Consider the following 14,058-nt stretch of genomic DNA (forward strand, 5'->3'; position numbering starts at 1 on the left):
CGTCAAAACCGCATCGGCACCAGAGCCGAAAGCCCGATCGCGGGTGCCGCCGGGGCCATTGCCGGGGTAACCGTCGGCGCCTCCGTGGGCGGGCGCCCGCCCGTGCCGGGGCCGGGCCTTGCGGGGCTGCGGACAGGGCGGAAGCGGGGCGGGGAAGGCAGGCGAGGCGGGCGGTTTCTGAAGGCCGGGCGGTGCCCCCCCGGCAGAGGGCCGGGCGCGGGGGCGGGCAGGGGGCTGGCACAGGGCCCGGTGGGGTCCTTGCGTCAGTTGGCGCGGACCATCTTGCCGGGGTTCATCAACGTCATCGGGTCGAGCGCGCGCTTGATCTGCCCCATCACCTCCCAGGCCGCGCCATGCTCCTCTTCCATGTAGTCGAGCTTGCCCATGCCGATGCCATGCTCGCCGGTGACCGTGCCGCCCATGCGCAGCGCGCGCTCGACCATCCGGTGCGCCAGCGCCTTGGCCTCGTCCAGCTCGGCGGCGTTGCCCGGCTCGACCAGCAGGATCGCGTGGAAATTGCCGTCGCCGACATGGCCGAGGATGGGCCCGGGGATCGAGGCCTTCGCGATGTCGGCACGGGTCTCTTCCACCGCCTCGGCCAAGCGCGAGATCGGCACGCACATGTCGGTGACCAGAGCGGTCGCGCCGGGGCGCAGCCCGAGGCAGGCGTAATAGGCATTGTGGCGCATGGTCCAGAGCGCGGTGCGGTCTTCGGGACGCGAGGACCACTTGAACCCCTCGCCGCCATTGTCGGCAACGACCTGGCCGAAGCTCTCGGCCTGTTCCGCGACGCCCGAGGCCGAGCCGTGGAACTCGACCATCAGATGCGGCTTCTCGGGCATGTCGGCATGCGCATAGGCGTTGAAGGCGGCGGCGGTCGCGGCATCGACGAATTCGATCCGGGCCATCGGAATGCCCAGCTGGATGGTCTGGATCACGGTATCGACGGCGGCGCCGATCTCGTCGAAGGCGCAGACCGCGGCCGAGATCGCCTCGGGCTGGCCGTGCAGTTTCAGCGTCAGTTCGGTGATCAGCCCCAGCGTGCCCTCCGCGCCCACGAAAAGCCCGGTCAGATCGTAACCCGCGGCCGATTTCCGCGCCCGGGTACCGGTGCGGATCACCCGCCCGTCGGCCAGCACCACCTCGAGCCCCAGCACGTTGTCGCGCATCGTGCCGTAACGCACCGCCGTCGTGCCCGAGGCCCGGGTCGAGGCCATGCCGCCGAGCGAGGCATTGGCGCCCGGATCGACCGGGAAGAACAGCCCGGTGGCGCGCAACTCGCGGTTCAGATCCTCGCGGGTGAGGCCGGGCTGGACGACCACGTCCATGTCCTCGGCATTGACCTTCAGCACACGGTTCATCCGGCTGAAATCGACCGTGACCCCGCCCTTGAGCGCCAGCGCATGGCCTTCGAGCGAGGTGCCCCGGCCCCAGCCGGTCACCGGCAGCCCGTTTGCGGCGCAGATCCGGACGATCTGCGCGACCTCTTCAGTGGTTTCCGGATAGGCCACGGCATCGGGGGGCAGGGCGGGAAAATAGGTTTCATTCCGGCCGTGCAGCTCCAGATCGGACTTGGAGCGGCTGAGGCGATCGCCTAGCATTTCCCCGAGTTCGGTGAGGGCATCCGGTTTCAACATCGGGGTACTCCTTACAGGGCCAGAGGCGGGCACCCTAGGCGAGAGCGGCGGCCGGGAAAAGCCTCGGCAAACAAACGCGACCAAAAGAGGCAAAATGCCGGGCAGAACAAGGTGAAACGGCGGAATTCGACAGCGTTTGGCGCCGTTTTCCGTTGGTTGAATGGGGTTTTGCGCGTCTTGCGGGTGCATGGTCCCTCGCAGGTGCAGTTCTGGTTCATCGCCGCCGCGATCGGGGTGGTGGCCGGATTCGCCGCCCTGGGGTTCCGGCTGGCGATCGACGCGCTGCAGCGCGCGCTTTACGGGGTCGAGGACCCGCACCGGCTGCACAGCTATGCCGAGACGCTGCACTGGGGCTGGATCCTGGCGATCCCGGCCTGTGGGGGGCTTGTCGTCGGGCTTCTGCTGCACCGCTTCACCCCCGATGCCCGGGTGCGTTCGGTCGCCGACGTGATCGAGGGCGCCGCACTCAACGAGGGCCGGGTCGAGGTCAGGGCGGGCCTCGCCTCGGCCTGCGCCTCGCTGATCACGCTGTCCTCGGGCGGCTCGACCGGCCGCGAGGGGCCGGTGGTGCACATGGCGGGCGTGGTCGCGACCTGGGTGTCGAACCGGATCCATGCCGATGGCATCACCGGGCGCGATCTGCTGGGCTGCGCCGTCGCGGCCGCGGTCTCGGCCTCGTTCAACGCGCCGATCGCGGGCACGCTGTTCGCGCTCGAGGTCGTGCTCAGGCATTTCGCGGTCCATGCCTTCGCCCCGATCACGGTGGCGGCGGTGGCGGGCACCGTCATCAACCGGCTCGAATTCGGCGGCGTGCCGGAATTCGCGCTGCCCCAGACCGACCGGCTGGCCTTCTATGGCGAGCTTCCGGCCTTCCTGCTGCTGGGGCTGGTCTGCGGGCTCGTCGCGGTGATCCTGATGCGGTCGATCTTCTGGGCCGAGGGGATCGGCGATGCGGTGCAGCGCCGGACCCGGATGCCGCGCTGGCTGCGGCCGGCTGTCTCGGGGCTCGGTCTCGGGGCGATGGCGATCTGGTTTCCGCATATCATCGGCGTCGGCTACGAGACCACCTCGGCGGCCCTGACCGGGACGCTGGTCCTGCATGAGGCGGTGGTGTTCTGCCTGCTGAAATCGGTGGCGGTGTCGCTGACCATGGCCGGGCGGATGGGGGGCGGCGTGTTCTCGCCCTCGCTGATGGTGGGGGCGCTGACCGGGCTGGCCTTCGGCATCATAGCGACCTCGGCCTTCCCCAATGTCTCGGGGGCCGAGACGCTTTATGCGCTGGCCGGGATGGGGGCGGTCGCGGCGGCGGTGCTGGGCGCGCCGATCTCGACCACGATGATCGTCTTCGAGATGACCGGCGACTGGCAGACCGGGCTTGCGGTGATGGTGGCGGTGTCGCTGTCGACGGCGCTCTCGAGCCGCCTCGTCGACCGGTCCTTCTTCCTCACCCAGCTCGAACGGCGCGGCAAGCGGCTGGCGGCCGGGCCGCAATCCTATCTGCTGGCGGCCCTGACCGCGGGCGTGCTGATGCGGCCCCGCGACAGTTCCGGCGCGGCCTCGCCCGGTGCCTGCGCCGAGCTGATCGGACAGGGGGTGATGTTCGAAGCCGACGCGACCCTGGTCGAGGCGCTGCCGGTCTTCGAGAAATGGGGGCACGGTTTCGTGCCGGTGGTGGCGCGGCCCGCCGATGGTGGCGAGCCCGAGGTGCTGGGCGCGCTGTTCCATGTCGATGCGCTGCGCGCCTATTCCCGCGCACTGGCGATGACCGCCGCCGAGGAACATTCCTGAGCGACGGACAGGTCTGACGGCGGGCAGGGCCGAAGGCAGCTGAGCCTAGAGCTGCTCGACCGTCACCTTGTCGGCATAGAAGGAAAGATGCCCGGCGATCCGCTCGAGCCCCGGTTGCGGGTCTTCATAGGACCAGGCCGCATCCGCGATGTCATAGCTCTTGGCGCGCAGGGTGAAATAGGTTGCCACCCCCTTGCGGGGGCAGGTCGTGCTGCTGTCCGAGCGGTCGAGGAAGGCCATCGCCACATCCTCGCGCGGGAAATAGATGACGGGTTTCATGTCGCGCTCGGTCAGTTCGAGCGCGTTCCGGCTTTCGGCGATCACCGCGCCTCCGGCCCGGACCACCCAGGCCCCCTCGGCCTTGTGGATCGTGATGTGGTCGGACATGCGTGTTCTCCCTGGTCCTGTCGGCTGCAGATCTCTGCGCCGCTGTTTTGTCATGCTGGCCTTTGTCTTGTCCAGTTCCGCCCGTACCCAGGACGGGCAGGGACGACAATACCGCCTCCGGCCCCCGAAAGTGCGGGGCCGGGCGGATTACTTCGGGCGGGAGGGCTCCGGGCGCGGGAATGCGGCGGCTCAGAGTGGCCGTGTCGCCTCCACGAGCCAGGCCCGTGCCCGTTCCGACAGCCCGTCCCGGGCCCGCCGGGCCACCTCGGCATGATAGGCGTCGAGCCAGGCCCGTTCGCCCGCATCGAGCAGCTCGGGGGCGATCAGGCGGCGGTCGATCGGCACCCAGGTCAGGGTCTCGAAGGACAGCATGCGCCGGTCGTCGCCGTCCTCGAGCGCCGGGGCCTCCTCGACCGCGATCAGGTTCTCGATCCGGATGCCGAAGGCGCCCTCGCGGTAATAGCCCGGCTCGTTCGACAACATCATCCCGGGCTCCAGCGGCACGGTCGAGATCCGGGCGATGCGCTGCGGCCCCTCATGGACCGAGAGATAGGCGCCGACGCCATGGCCGGTGCCATGGTCGTAATCCTGCCCGGCCTGCCAGAGCGCATTGCGCGCCAGCGCGTCGAGATCGCGCCCCGCAAGCCCCTTGGGGAAGCGTGCCCGCGAGATCGCGATCATGCCTTTCAGCACCCGGGTGAAGGGGGCCCTGGCCGCATCGGGCACCGGACCCACGGCAATGGTGCGGGTGATGTCGGTGGTGCCGTCGAGATATTGCGCGCCCGAATCGACCAGCAGCAGATCGCCCGGCGCGACGCGGCGGTTGGTGGCCTCGGTCACCCGGTAATGGACGATGGCGCCGTTCGGTCCTGTGCCCGCGATGGTCTCGAAGCTGATGTCGCGAAGCTTGCCGGTCGCGGCACGGAACTCTTCCAGCCCGCGCACCACGTCGATCTCGGTCAGCCCGCCCCCGGGCGCCTCGGCATCGATCCAGGCCAGGAACTCGATCATCGCGACAGCATCGCGGGCATGGGCCGCGCGCGCGCCCGCCAGCTCGGTCGCGGTCTTGCGCGCCTTGGGAAGGATGCAGGGATCGTCGGCCAGCGCGACCTCGACGCCCGCATCCTCGAGCTGGCGCAACACCCACAAGGGCGCCGAGGCCGGATCGACTCTGACCTTGCCGAGAAGGCTCCTGAGCCCCGGCCCGAAGGCGCCGGCCGGGCGCAGCGTGATCTCGGGGCCGAGATGGGCCTTGAGCGCGTCGCTCACCTTGGCCGGATCGGCATAAAGCGTCACCCGGCCGTCATCATGCAGGATCGCGAAGGCATGGGGCACCGGGTTGCGCGGAATGTCCGCGCCGCGCACGTTCAGCAGCCATGCGATGGAATCGGGCAGGGTCAGCACCGCCGCATTTTGCCCGGCCTCGGCCAGCAGCCGTCCGATCCGGGCGCGCTTGTCGGCATGGGCCTCGCCTGCAAGTTCCTCGGGATAGGGCGCGATCGGGCCTTGCGGCGGGGCGGGCTGGTCGGCCCAGATCCGGTCGACCAGATTGGCCGTCTCGCGGATCGCGACCTGGGTGCCCTCGAGTGCCGCGCTCAGCGCGTCGAGCTCCTTCGGCGTGTGCAGCCAGGGATCGATCCCGACCGCGCCGCCCTGCGGCAGCGCCGCTTTCAGCCAGTCGCCGGGTTTCGTCTCGGGCCAGGGCACCGGCGTGAAATGCGCGAGATCGACCTGCGCCTTGACCTGCACCCGGTAGCGCCCGTCGATGAAGACGCCCGCGCGATCCATCAGGATGCAGGCGATCCCGGCCGAGCCGGTGAAGCCCGTCAGCCAGGCCAGACGGTCGTCATGGGGCGCCACATATTCGCCCTGATGGGCATCGGCGCGGGGCACCAGAAAGCCCGCCAGCCCCTCGCGGGCCATCTCCTCGCGCAGGCGCGCCAGCCGGACGGGGCCGTCCTCGGGACGGGTGGTGCTGTCGAAACTCTGGAACATCTAGCCTGCCTTCCTGATTCCGAACATGCGGGCGCGGGCGCGGGGGTCCTTGTCGAACAGTGCCGCCAGCTGTTCGGTCATCGCCCCGGCCAGCTGTTCGACATCGGTGATGGTGACGGCGCGCTCATAATAGCGGGTGACGTCATGGCCGATGCCGATGGCGATCAGCTCGACGGCCTTGCGGCGCTCGACCATGGCGATCACGTCGCGCAGGTGCTTTTCGAGGTAGTTCGCGGCATTGACCGACAGCGTCGAATCGTCGACCGGCGCCCCGTCCGAGATCACCATCAGGATCTTGCGTGCCTCGGGCCGCATCAGCATCCGTCTGTGCGCCCATTCCAGCGCCTCGCCGTCGATGTTTTCTTTCAGCAGGCCCTCTTTCATCATCAGGCCCAGGTTCTCGCGGGCCCGCCGCCAGGGCGCATCGGCATTCTTGTAGACGATGTGGCGCAGATCGTTCAGCCGGCCCGGGCTTTGCGGACGGCCCTCGGCCAGCCATTGCTCGCGCGATTGCCCGCCCTTCCAGGCGCGGGTGGTGAAGCCAAGGATCTCGACCTTGACATGGCAGCGTTCGAGCGTGCGCGCCAGCACATCGGCACAGATCGCGGCAATCGAGATCGGCCGCCCGCGCATCGAGCCCGAATTGTCCAGAAGCAGCGTCACCACGGTGTCGCGGAACTCTGTATCCTTCTCGACCTTGAAGCTCAGCGGCGTGGTCGGGTTCGCCACCACCCGCGCCAGACGCCCGGCATCGAGAATGCCTTCCTCGCGGTCGAATTCCCAGCTGCGGTTCTGCTGCGCCTGCAGCCGCCGCTGAAGCTTGTTGGCCAGCCGTCCGACCGCGCCCTTCAGCGGGTCGAGCTGCTGGTCGAGATAGGCGCGCAGCCGTTCCAGCTCGGCCGGTTCGGCCAGGTCCTGGGCGCCGATCTCCTCGTCGAAACCGGCGGAGAAGACCTTGTAATCGGGGTCGGCCTGCGAGTGCGGGGCGGGCGGTGGCGGCTCGTGCGGGGCCTCGCCCTCGGGCAACTCGGTCTCCTCGCCCATCTCCATGTCGTCGATATCGTCGGGATTGACATGGGCCTGGGCCGCGTCCTGCATCTCGTCCTGCGACTGCTCGGGGCTGGCATCGGCCTCGTCGCTGTCCTGGTTCTCTTCCTCGCCGTATTCCTCGGGCGCCTCGTCCTCGGTTTCGGCCGAACTGTCCTCGTCATCGTTCTGATCGGCATCGGGATCGTCGCCGAGCTGGTCGGCATAGCCGAGATCGGCGATCACCTGACGGCTGAGACGGGCGAAGGCGGCCTGATCGCCCAGGCTGGCGTCGATCCCCTCGAGCGCCGCCCCGGCCTGGTCCTCGATGAAGCCGCGCCACAGCTCCATCGCCTGGGCCGCGCCCCTGGGCAGCGGGCGGCCGGTCGCGAGATGGCGCACGATATAGCCCGCCGCGACGGACAGCGGCACTTCCGAGGCCTCGCGGGCCTGGGCATAGCCCTTCTTCGCGGCCTCGGCGGCGATCATCGCGTCGATATTTCCGGCGGTGCCGGGCATGAGGCGGGCCCCGACCGCCTCGCAGCGGGCCATCTCCATCGCCTCGTAAAGCTCGCAGGCGATCTGGCCCGAGGGGCGATAGCGCGCATGGGTGGCGCCGTCGTGGTATTTGTGGCGCAGCGCGTAGGCATCGGCGGTGCCGCGCGCCAGCAGCACCTCGTCGCGGGTCATCCGGCGCGAGACCTGGGGCAGCCGCACCGCGTCGTCGGTCAGTCCGGGCGGGTCGACCGAATAGCTGACGCCCAGATCGGCGTCGTCGGCCAGGACCTTGGTGGCCTCGGCCAGCGCCTTCTTGAAGGGATCGGCAGGGTTGTCGGTCGGTTTGGTCATGGGGCAGGATCCGCTTGGCTTGCGGGGCCAATCTAGAAAGGTTGACGGGAATTTGCCAGTGGCCCGCAGGCGGAAAGCGGCGGGATGTCCTGTCGCGCCTCCGCCGCCCTGAAAAACGCCCGATGCCATCCGGCAATCGCCGGGGCGACGCCGGCCCCGCATGCTAGGTCCGGATGCCGTCGCCCGCGACAGGCGATGTCGGCCAGACGGGCCCGCGCCTCGCTTCGCTCCGGCCAGCCGACATGCGTTGCTTAGGGCCGGCTGGCTTCAGGCGCCGCTCGAACATGTCGCGCCGCCCCATGCTGCGGCTCCAGTCCGGAGCGTAGCGCACCTGCTGGCGTGCCGGGACTGCGGCTTGCCGCCCCGGGCTGTGGTTGCGCTTGCCGTGCATCCCCGGCGTGGTTGCCGTGGCCCCGGGGTGGGATGGCCGATCGCCAGAACGCTTCCCGCCTCGCTTTGCGCGCGCCTCGTCTGACATGGGAGCATGCTGCGAGGGAGCGATCCGGCGGCAGGGGGGGCGAAGCGGATCGCAGTAACGTGTCGCGATTGTCACTTCGTCCGCAGAGGCGTCCGACGATCCGGTGGGTGACCGGGTAGGCCTTCGCTGCGGGCGAAGGCGTCGCAGAGGCCGGACAGGCGAAGATACTGGTCGCGCGAGCTGCGGCTTCCGTTCAGGATATGGTTTTCGAGCAGAAGCAGATAGACCGGGCGCAACCTGGCGATCCGGGCATCGTATCCGGCAGCTGTCAGGCCCGAGCGCGGAAGCCCCGCATCGCGGAAGGCCCGGGCCATGGCGCGGGCCTCGGAGGGTGCGCCCTCGGCAATCGCATAGCTGGCACGAAAGCTGGCCGTCGCCTGCCAGAGCGCCGCGCAATCTGTGGCGGGAAAGGCCGGATCGGCGTTTCCCGCAAGGGCGGGGAAGCAAAGCGGAACGGCAAGGGCCAGCAGGGCCGCGCGCGGCAGGTTCGCTTCAGGCCAGCGCATGGCAGAGGCCGCCAGGTCGAGGCGGCCTGCGACGGGCCGCAGGCCCGCCGTCGGGGATCTGGCTGCCGGTCGCCGGACCGCGCGGCATCGGGTCAGCCGAGGCTCATGCTGGCCGCGCTTTCGGGCAGTTCCTCGTCGAACAGGCGCTGGTAGAACTCGGCCACGGTCTGGCGTTCGAGCTCGTCGCATTTGTTGAGGAAGGTCAGCCGGAAGGCGAAGCCCACATTGCGGAAGATCTCGGCATTCTGGGCCCAGGCGATCACCGTCCGCGGGCTCATCACCGTCGAGAGATCGCCATTCATGAAGGCGGTCCGGGTCAGCTCGGCCACGGTCACCATATGCGAGATGGTCTTGCGGCCCTTCTCGGTATTGTAATGCGGGCATTTGGCCAGCACGATCGCGGTCTCGGCATCATGGCTGAGATAGTTCAGCGTCGCCACCAGCGACCAGCGGTCCATCTGGCCCTGGTTGATCTGCTGGGTGCCGTGATAAAGCCCCGTCGTGTCGCCAAGCCCGACCGTGTTCGCGGTCGCGAACAGCCGGAAGGACGGGTGGGGGGTGATCACCTCGTTCTGGTCGAGCAGCGTCAGCTTGCCATCGACCTCCAGCACCCGCTGGATCACGAACATCACATCGGCCCGGCCCGCATCGTATTCGTCGAAGACGATGGCGCAGGGATTGCGCAGCGCCCAGGGCAGGATGCCTTCCTGGAATTCGGTGACCTGCTTGCCGTCCCTGAGCTTGATCGCATCCTTGCCGATCAGGTCGATCCGGCTGATATGGCTGTCGAGGTTGACCCGCACGCAGGGCCAGTTCAGCCGGGCGGCGACCTGCTCGATATGGGTCGACTTGCCGGTGCCGTGATAGCCCTGGATCATCACCCGGCGGTTATGGGTGAAGCCTGCAAGGATCGCCAGCGTGGTGTCGGGATCGAACTTGTAGGTCGGGTCGCGATCGGGCACGCGGTCGGTCGGCGCCTCGAAGCCCTTCACGATCATGTCGCTGTCGATCCCGAACACCTCGCGAACCGAGATCTCTTCGGTGGGTTTCACTACGTCGTTCATCATGACCCCGTCGCTTGTCCTGTCACTGGCCGTCTTGAAACATATCCGCAGGGCGCGCAAGGGGAAGCCCCGGCAGGCACCCGCCCGCCGAAGGAAACTCCATCGGGATTTCGACGCAGGGCAATGTGTGATCGAGCCCCTCCTGCAGGCGCGGTGTCTTTCGGGTGGCAGTCTGCCCCTGGCAAATGGGCGTTGCGGTGAGGGAGTGGATCAGCGCGGTCGTCAAGGGCGTCTGGCGATGGCGATGTCTGCAGGCTTGTGGCGGACGGCTGCACGCGTTCGGGAGACGCCGGTTCAATACCGCTCAAGACGCATATGCCGGTTCGCGCGCTCGTCCGGAGCGTAGCCTCGAACGGCAATCCGTCGGCGTGAAGCTGTACGACGGAATACCGTTGCCCGCCGTCCGGTTCCTGGTCATGCCCGCGACCGAACCGGACAGGTTCGGATGGGCCCCATGGTTGATGGCCCTGCCGCAGGGCTTGGTAATGATCCCTGCCAAATCCGGCGAGGCGTCCCGAAGGCGCCGGCAGATCCGTCCGGGGGGGGGACTCGTCGCGAACCCTCTTGCGCACTTCAGACGAGGCATATCGGCTCATCCACAATTCGATCCGCGCCTGGCCTGCCCGATATCGTGAGCGCAGGCCCCTGTTCGGGACACGGGCGCATCAGGGCCCGGACTTCGTGGACCCGAACGGCCATCGTACCCCCGCAGGTGGCCCGGAAGGCGGTCGGCGTGCAGGAAAAAACTGGATCGGGGAAAAGGGCCCCGGGTCTATCGCCCCTCGACCCGAGCGCGGAACAGCCCGGCGATGGAGGCAAGGGCGATGACGGCCGGGCGCCTGTTTGCGCAATGTGCCGGGTGATTGTCTCGGCCGGGGCGAGGACCTGTATGAACGCATGCTCGGCCCATCCGCGGCGCGTCCGTCGAGAGCCGATTGCGTCGAAAAGCTCCGTCAGCGGCCGAGAGGTCGCCTGAATTTGGAGTGGCGTTCCTCACAGGGGTAAAAGGGGACTGCTTATGTGGCGGGGGCACGAAAAATCGGAGCCATATCCCACGATCTGATGCGGGGTTGCTCCGCAAGCGAGTATTTCGACAGAACCAGCCGGTGCCGGCCATCGCGGAAAGACGCCCCGAACCGAAAGACGCCGACAAGGGCGCAGGCCTGTCCTGTCGGGATCTCATCGAGCTCAGGGGAGAAGTGCAGTCGGGAGCATCTGAAATCGCGGGCCGCAGCGGCCCGCGGGCCTTTGTCTCACTTGAAGCTGCGGCTGTCCTTGATCTGGTCCCAGGCCCAGACGACTTCCTGCAGGCGCTCCTCGTCGGCGCGGTTACCGCCGTTCATGTCGGGATGCAGGTCCTTGACCAGGGACTTGTACTGCTTGCGGATCTCGGCCTTGGTCCAGGTGTCCTGGGCCTCGAGAAGCTCGAGCGCCTTGCGCTCGGTCGGCGGCAGCCGCCGCAGCGCGCCGCCGGTCTTGCCGGGGTTGCGGGTGGCATTCTCGCCCAGCACCTGATGCGGGTCGTCAACGCCGAGCCGCGCCCAGGCCCGCTGTTCGTCCTTGCTGCCGAAGGGCTGGGTCTTGCGGTCCCAGACCCGGTCCTTGTCGATCTGGGCCTCGAATTCCTCTTCGGTGACGCCGTTGAAGAAGTTCCACTTTAGGTTGTACTCGCGCACATGGTCCTTGCAGAACCAGAAATATTCGTCCAGCTGGTCCGGAGATTTCGGGGCGCGGTACTGGCCGTCGAGGTCGCAGCCGGGATGTTCGCATTTGCGACGCGAGGTCTCGAAGGCGCCCGACATGCCCCTCCGGCCCCGGGTGCGGCGCTTCTTGTCGGCCGATACGGAAATGTCGAACCCGAAGGGGTCGGTTTTGGTCATGGCAGCCACCTTTTCGACTCGGACCCGAGAGTTTAGTCAATTGGAGACAAGAATGAAGGGGGCGAAGGAGGAAAAATGGGACGAGTAGAGCAAATCCGCCGGAAGCTGGAACAGGCCTTCGAGCCGACGGCGCTCGAGGTGCTGGACGAAAGCGAGAAGCATCGCGGTCACGCCGGCTATCAGGAAGGCGGCGAGAGTCATTTCCGGGTGCGGATCGCGGCACCGGCCTTCGCGCCGATGTCGCGTGTGGCGCGCGAACGGGCCGTGCACAAGGCGCTGGGACCCGAACTGATCGGGCAGATCCACGCGCTGGCGATCGAAATCGGGAGCTGAGACGCGCCCTCGGGCGGCGGGACTCAGCCCTCGTCGCTGCGGGGGCGGGCACCGCCCAGCGCCTGTTCGGGACGTGGCGGCACCGCTGCGCGCGAGGGCGCGCCGAGCGGCGGATAGGTCCGCTCGGGCAGGGCATGGGCAGAGGCCATGGCCGATGCGGCGATGGCCTCGGGGCTGCCATGGGAAAAGGCCGGGGCCCGATCCGCGTCCTGGTCCCTGTCGCGATCCGGCCGGGCCTCGCGGGCGCGGCGGAACACGAGCACGTTGCGCAGGGTCCGGCTGCGGCCGCCGAACAGGCCCTGACGTTCCTCCGAGGGCAGGCTTTCGGCGCGGAGATAGGTCCAGCCCTCGGCGGCCATCTCGTTCATCGTCTCTTCAAGCGCATAAGCGAAGCGTTCCGCAGGCCCCTTGAGCCCCCGGCTGCGGCGTCCGCGTTCGGGGGCGGGAAGGACACGGTACTCGTAACAAACCGGCATGATCACCCCAGTTTCCGGGCCACGATCTCGTTGACCGCCTGCGGATTGGCCTTGCCGCCGGTGGCCTTCAGCACCTGACCGACGAACCAGCCGGCAAGCTTCGGATTGGCCTTGGCCTTCTCGACCTGGGCGGGGTTGGCGGCGATGATCTCGTCCACGGCCTTCTCGATGGCGCCAAGATCGGTGACCTGCTTCATGCCGCGCGCGGCCACGATCTCGGCCGGATCGCCGCCTTCGGTATAGACGATCTCGAACAGGTCCTTGGCGATCTTGCCCGATATGTCGCCCGCGGCGATCAGATCGAGGATGCCGCCCAGCTGGGCCGGGCTGACCGGGCTGTCGGTGATGTCGCGGTCGTCCTTCTTCAGCCGGCCGAACAGCTCGTTGATGACCCAGTTGGCGGCGGCCTTGCCGTCGCGCCCCTGCGCCACCGCCTCGAAATAGGCGGCGGATTCGACTTCGGCCGTCAGCACCGAGGCATCGTATTCGGTCAGCCCGAAATCGGTGACGAAGCGGGCTTTCTTCTCGTCCGGCAACTCGGGCAGCGAGGCCGCGATCTCGTCGACCCAGGCCTGCTCGATTTCCAGCGGCAGCAGGTCGGGGCAGGGGAAGTAGCGGTAGTCATGCGCCTCTTCCTTCGAGCGCATCGAGCGCGTCTCGCCCTTGTCGGGATCGTAAAGCCTGGTTTCCTGATCGACGGTGCCGCCATCCTCGACGATGGCGATCTGGCGCCGGGCCTCGTATTCGATGGCCTGCTGGATGAAGCGCATCGAGTTCATGTTCTTGATTTCGCAGCGCGTGCCCAGAACCGAATGATCGCCGGTCTCGCGGAATTTCTCATAGGCGCCGGGCTGGCAGATCGAGACGTTCACATCGGCCCTGAGGTTGCCGTTCTGCATGTTGCCGTCGCAGGTGCCGAGATAGCGCAGGATCTGGCGCAGCTTGCCGACATAGGCGGCGGCCTCTTCGGGGCTGCGCAGATCGGGGCGCGAGACGATCTCCATCAGCGCGACCCCGGTGCGGTTGAGATCGACGAAGGACATGTTCGGATCCATGTCATGGATCGACTTGCCGGCATCCTGCTCGATATGGATGCGCTCGATCCGGACCCGGCGCGCGACGCCCGGCCCCATGTCGACGAGCACCTCGCCCTCGCCCACGATGGGGTGGTAGAGCTGGCTGATCTGATAGCCCTGCGGCAGGTCGGGATAGAAGTAGTTCTTGCGGTCGAAGGCAGAGACAAGGTTGATCTCGGCCTTCAGGCCCAGCCCCGTGCGCACCGCCTGGGCCACGCAGAATTCGTTGATCACCGGCAACATGCCCGGCATCGCCGCATCGACGAAGGCGACATGCGAATTGGGCTCGGCACCGAAGCCGGTCGAGGCGCCCGAGAACAGCTTGGATTTCGAGGCGACCTGGGCATGGACCTCGAGGCCGATCACCAGTTCCCATTCGGCCTTGGCGCCGGAGATTACCTTGGGTTTCGGGGGCTCGAAGGTCAGGTCAAGCATGGCGGCATCCTCATCTGCGGCAGGGCGCATGTTTAGGGCAGGGGGCGGGCGCGGGCAAGGGGATCCTCGGGGGGTGGCGACCTCACGGAATCGTAATGGCGTTGCGCGGAACGTCGCCGATAGCGGGC

General features: G+C 68.0%; 11 protein-coding genes. 2 read left to right on the forward strand and 9 right to left on the reverse strand.

Going from position 1 to position 14,058, the window contains the following annotated elements:
* Positions 1-263: 263 nt before the first annotated feature.
* Positions 264-1,637, reverse strand: coding sequence for an FAD-binding oxidoreductase (locus B5V46_RS05735; RefSeq protein WP_080615705.1), 1,374 nt, complete (start codon positions 1,635-1,637; stop codon positions 264-266).
* A gap of 183 nt (positions 1,638-1,820) precedes the next feature.
* Between B5V46_RS05735 and B5V46_RS05740 the strand changes: the two genes are divergently transcribed.
* Positions 1,821-3,425, forward strand: a complete 1,605-nt coding sequence (locus B5V46_RS05740) for a chloride channel protein (protein WP_231119247.1) — start codon at positions 1,821-1,823, stop codon at positions 3,423-3,425.
* Positions 3,426-3,470: 45 nt separating this feature from the next.
* Here the strand turns inward: B5V46_RS05740 and B5V46_RS05745 are convergent, their stop codons facing one another.
* The 6 genes from B5V46_RS05745 to B5V46_RS05770 form a co-directional block, all read right to left on the reverse strand.
* Entirely contained in the window at positions 3,471-3,812 is a 342-nt protein-coding gene (locus B5V46_RS05745) for a DUF427 domain-containing protein (RefSeq protein ID WP_080615707.1), read from the reverse strand.
* 189 nt (positions 3,813-4,001) lie between these two features.
* A complete protein-coding gene (locus B5V46_RS05750) occupies positions 4,002-5,807 on the reverse strand; it encodes an aminopeptidase P family protein (protein WP_080615708.1) in 1,806 nt (601 codons plus the stop codon).
* On the reverse strand, positions 5,808-7,682 hold the full coding sequence (gene cobT, locus B5V46_RS05755) for a cobaltochelatase subunit CobT (protein ID WP_080615709.1): 1,875 nt from the start codon (positions 7,680-7,682) through the stop codon (positions 5,808-5,810).
* Between the two features lie 549 nt (positions 7,683-8,231).
* Entirely contained in the window at positions 8,232-8,666 is a 435-nt protein-coding gene (locus B5V46_RS05760; RefSeq protein WP_080615710.1) for a hypothetical protein, read from the reverse strand.
* A gap of 92 nt (positions 8,667-8,758) precedes the next feature.
* On the reverse strand, positions 8,759-9,730 hold the full coding sequence (gene cobS / locus B5V46_RS05765; RefSeq protein ID WP_369822836.1) for a cobaltochelatase subunit CobS: 972 nt from the start codon (positions 9,728-9,730) through the stop codon (positions 8,759-8,761).
* Positions 9,731-10,983: 1,253 nt separating this feature from the next.
* Entirely contained in the window at positions 10,984-11,610 is a 627-nt protein-coding gene (locus B5V46_RS05770) for a J domain-containing protein (protein WP_080615712.1), read from the reverse strand.
* Between the two features lie 75 nt (positions 11,611-11,685).
* Between B5V46_RS05770 and B5V46_RS05775 the strand changes: the two genes are divergently transcribed.
* The gene (locus B5V46_RS05775; RefSeq protein ID WP_080615713.1) at positions 11,686-11,943 is read left to right on the forward strand and encodes a BolA family transcriptional regulator; all 258 of its coding nucleotides are present in this window, start codon (positions 11,686-11,688) and stop codon (positions 11,941-11,943) included.
* Between the two features lie 23 nt (positions 11,944-11,966).
* Here B5V46_RS05775 and B5V46_RS05780 read toward each other — a convergent pair whose 3' ends face one another.
* Together B5V46_RS05780 and gatB are read right to left on the reverse strand one after the other, a co-directional pair.
* A complete protein-coding gene (locus tag B5V46_RS05780; protein ID WP_155773960.1) occupies positions 11,967-12,419 on the reverse strand; it encodes a hypothetical protein in 453 nt (150 codons plus the stop codon).
* A gap of 2 nt (positions 12,420-12,421) precedes the next feature.
* Positions 12,422-13,930, reverse strand: a complete 1,509-nt coding sequence (gatB, locus tag B5V46_RS05785; protein ID WP_080617965.1) for an Asp-tRNA(Asn)/Glu-tRNA(Gln) amidotransferase subunit GatB — start codon at positions 13,928-13,930, stop codon at positions 12,422-12,424.
* Between the last annotated feature and the right edge of the window lie 128 nt (positions 13,931-14,058).

This window comes from Rhodovulum sp. MB263, assembly GCF_002073975.1.
GTDB lineage: Bacteria > Pseudomonadota > Alphaproteobacteria > Rhodobacterales > Rhodobacteraceae > Rhodovulum.

Coding starts and splice junctions, on each gene's coding strand:
- B5V46_RS05735 (WP_080615705.1), bottom strand. CDS start 1,637: ATGTTGAAACCGGATGCCCTCACCGAACTCGGGGAAATGCTAGGCGAT.
- B5V46_RS05745 (WP_080615707.1), bottom strand. CDS start 3,812: ATGTCCGACCACATCACGATCCACAAGGCCGAGGGGGCCTGGGTGGTC.
- B5V46_RS05750 (WP_080615708.1), bottom strand. CDS start 5,807: ATGTTCCAGAGTTTCGACAGCACCACCCGTCCCGAGGACGGCCCCGTC.
- cobT (WP_080615709.1), bottom strand. CDS start 7,682: ATGACCAAACCGACCGACAACCCTGCCGATCCCTTCAAGAAGGCGCTG.
- B5V46_RS05760 (WP_080615710.1), bottom strand. CDS start 8,666: ATGCGCTGGCCTGAAGCGAACCTGCCGCGCGCGGCCCTGCTGGCCCTT.
- cobS (WP_369822836.1), bottom strand. CDS start 9,730: ATGAACGACGTAGTGAAACCCACCGAAGAGATCTCGGTTCGCGAGGTG.
- B5V46_RS05770 (WP_080615712.1), bottom strand. CDS start 11,610: ATGACCAAAACCGACCCCTTCGGGTTCGACATTTCCGTATCGGCCGAC.
- B5V46_RS05775 (WP_080615713.1), top strand. CDS start 11,686: ATGGGACGAGTAGAGCAAATCCGCCGGAAGCTGGAACAGGCCTTCGAG.
- B5V46_RS05780 (WP_155773960.1), bottom strand. CDS start 12,419: ATGCCGGTTTGTTACGAGTACCGTGTCCTTCCCGCCCCCGAACGCGGA.
- gatB (WP_080617965.1), bottom strand. CDS start 13,930: ATGCTTGACCTGACCTTCGAGCCCCCGAAACCCAAGGTAATCTCCGGC.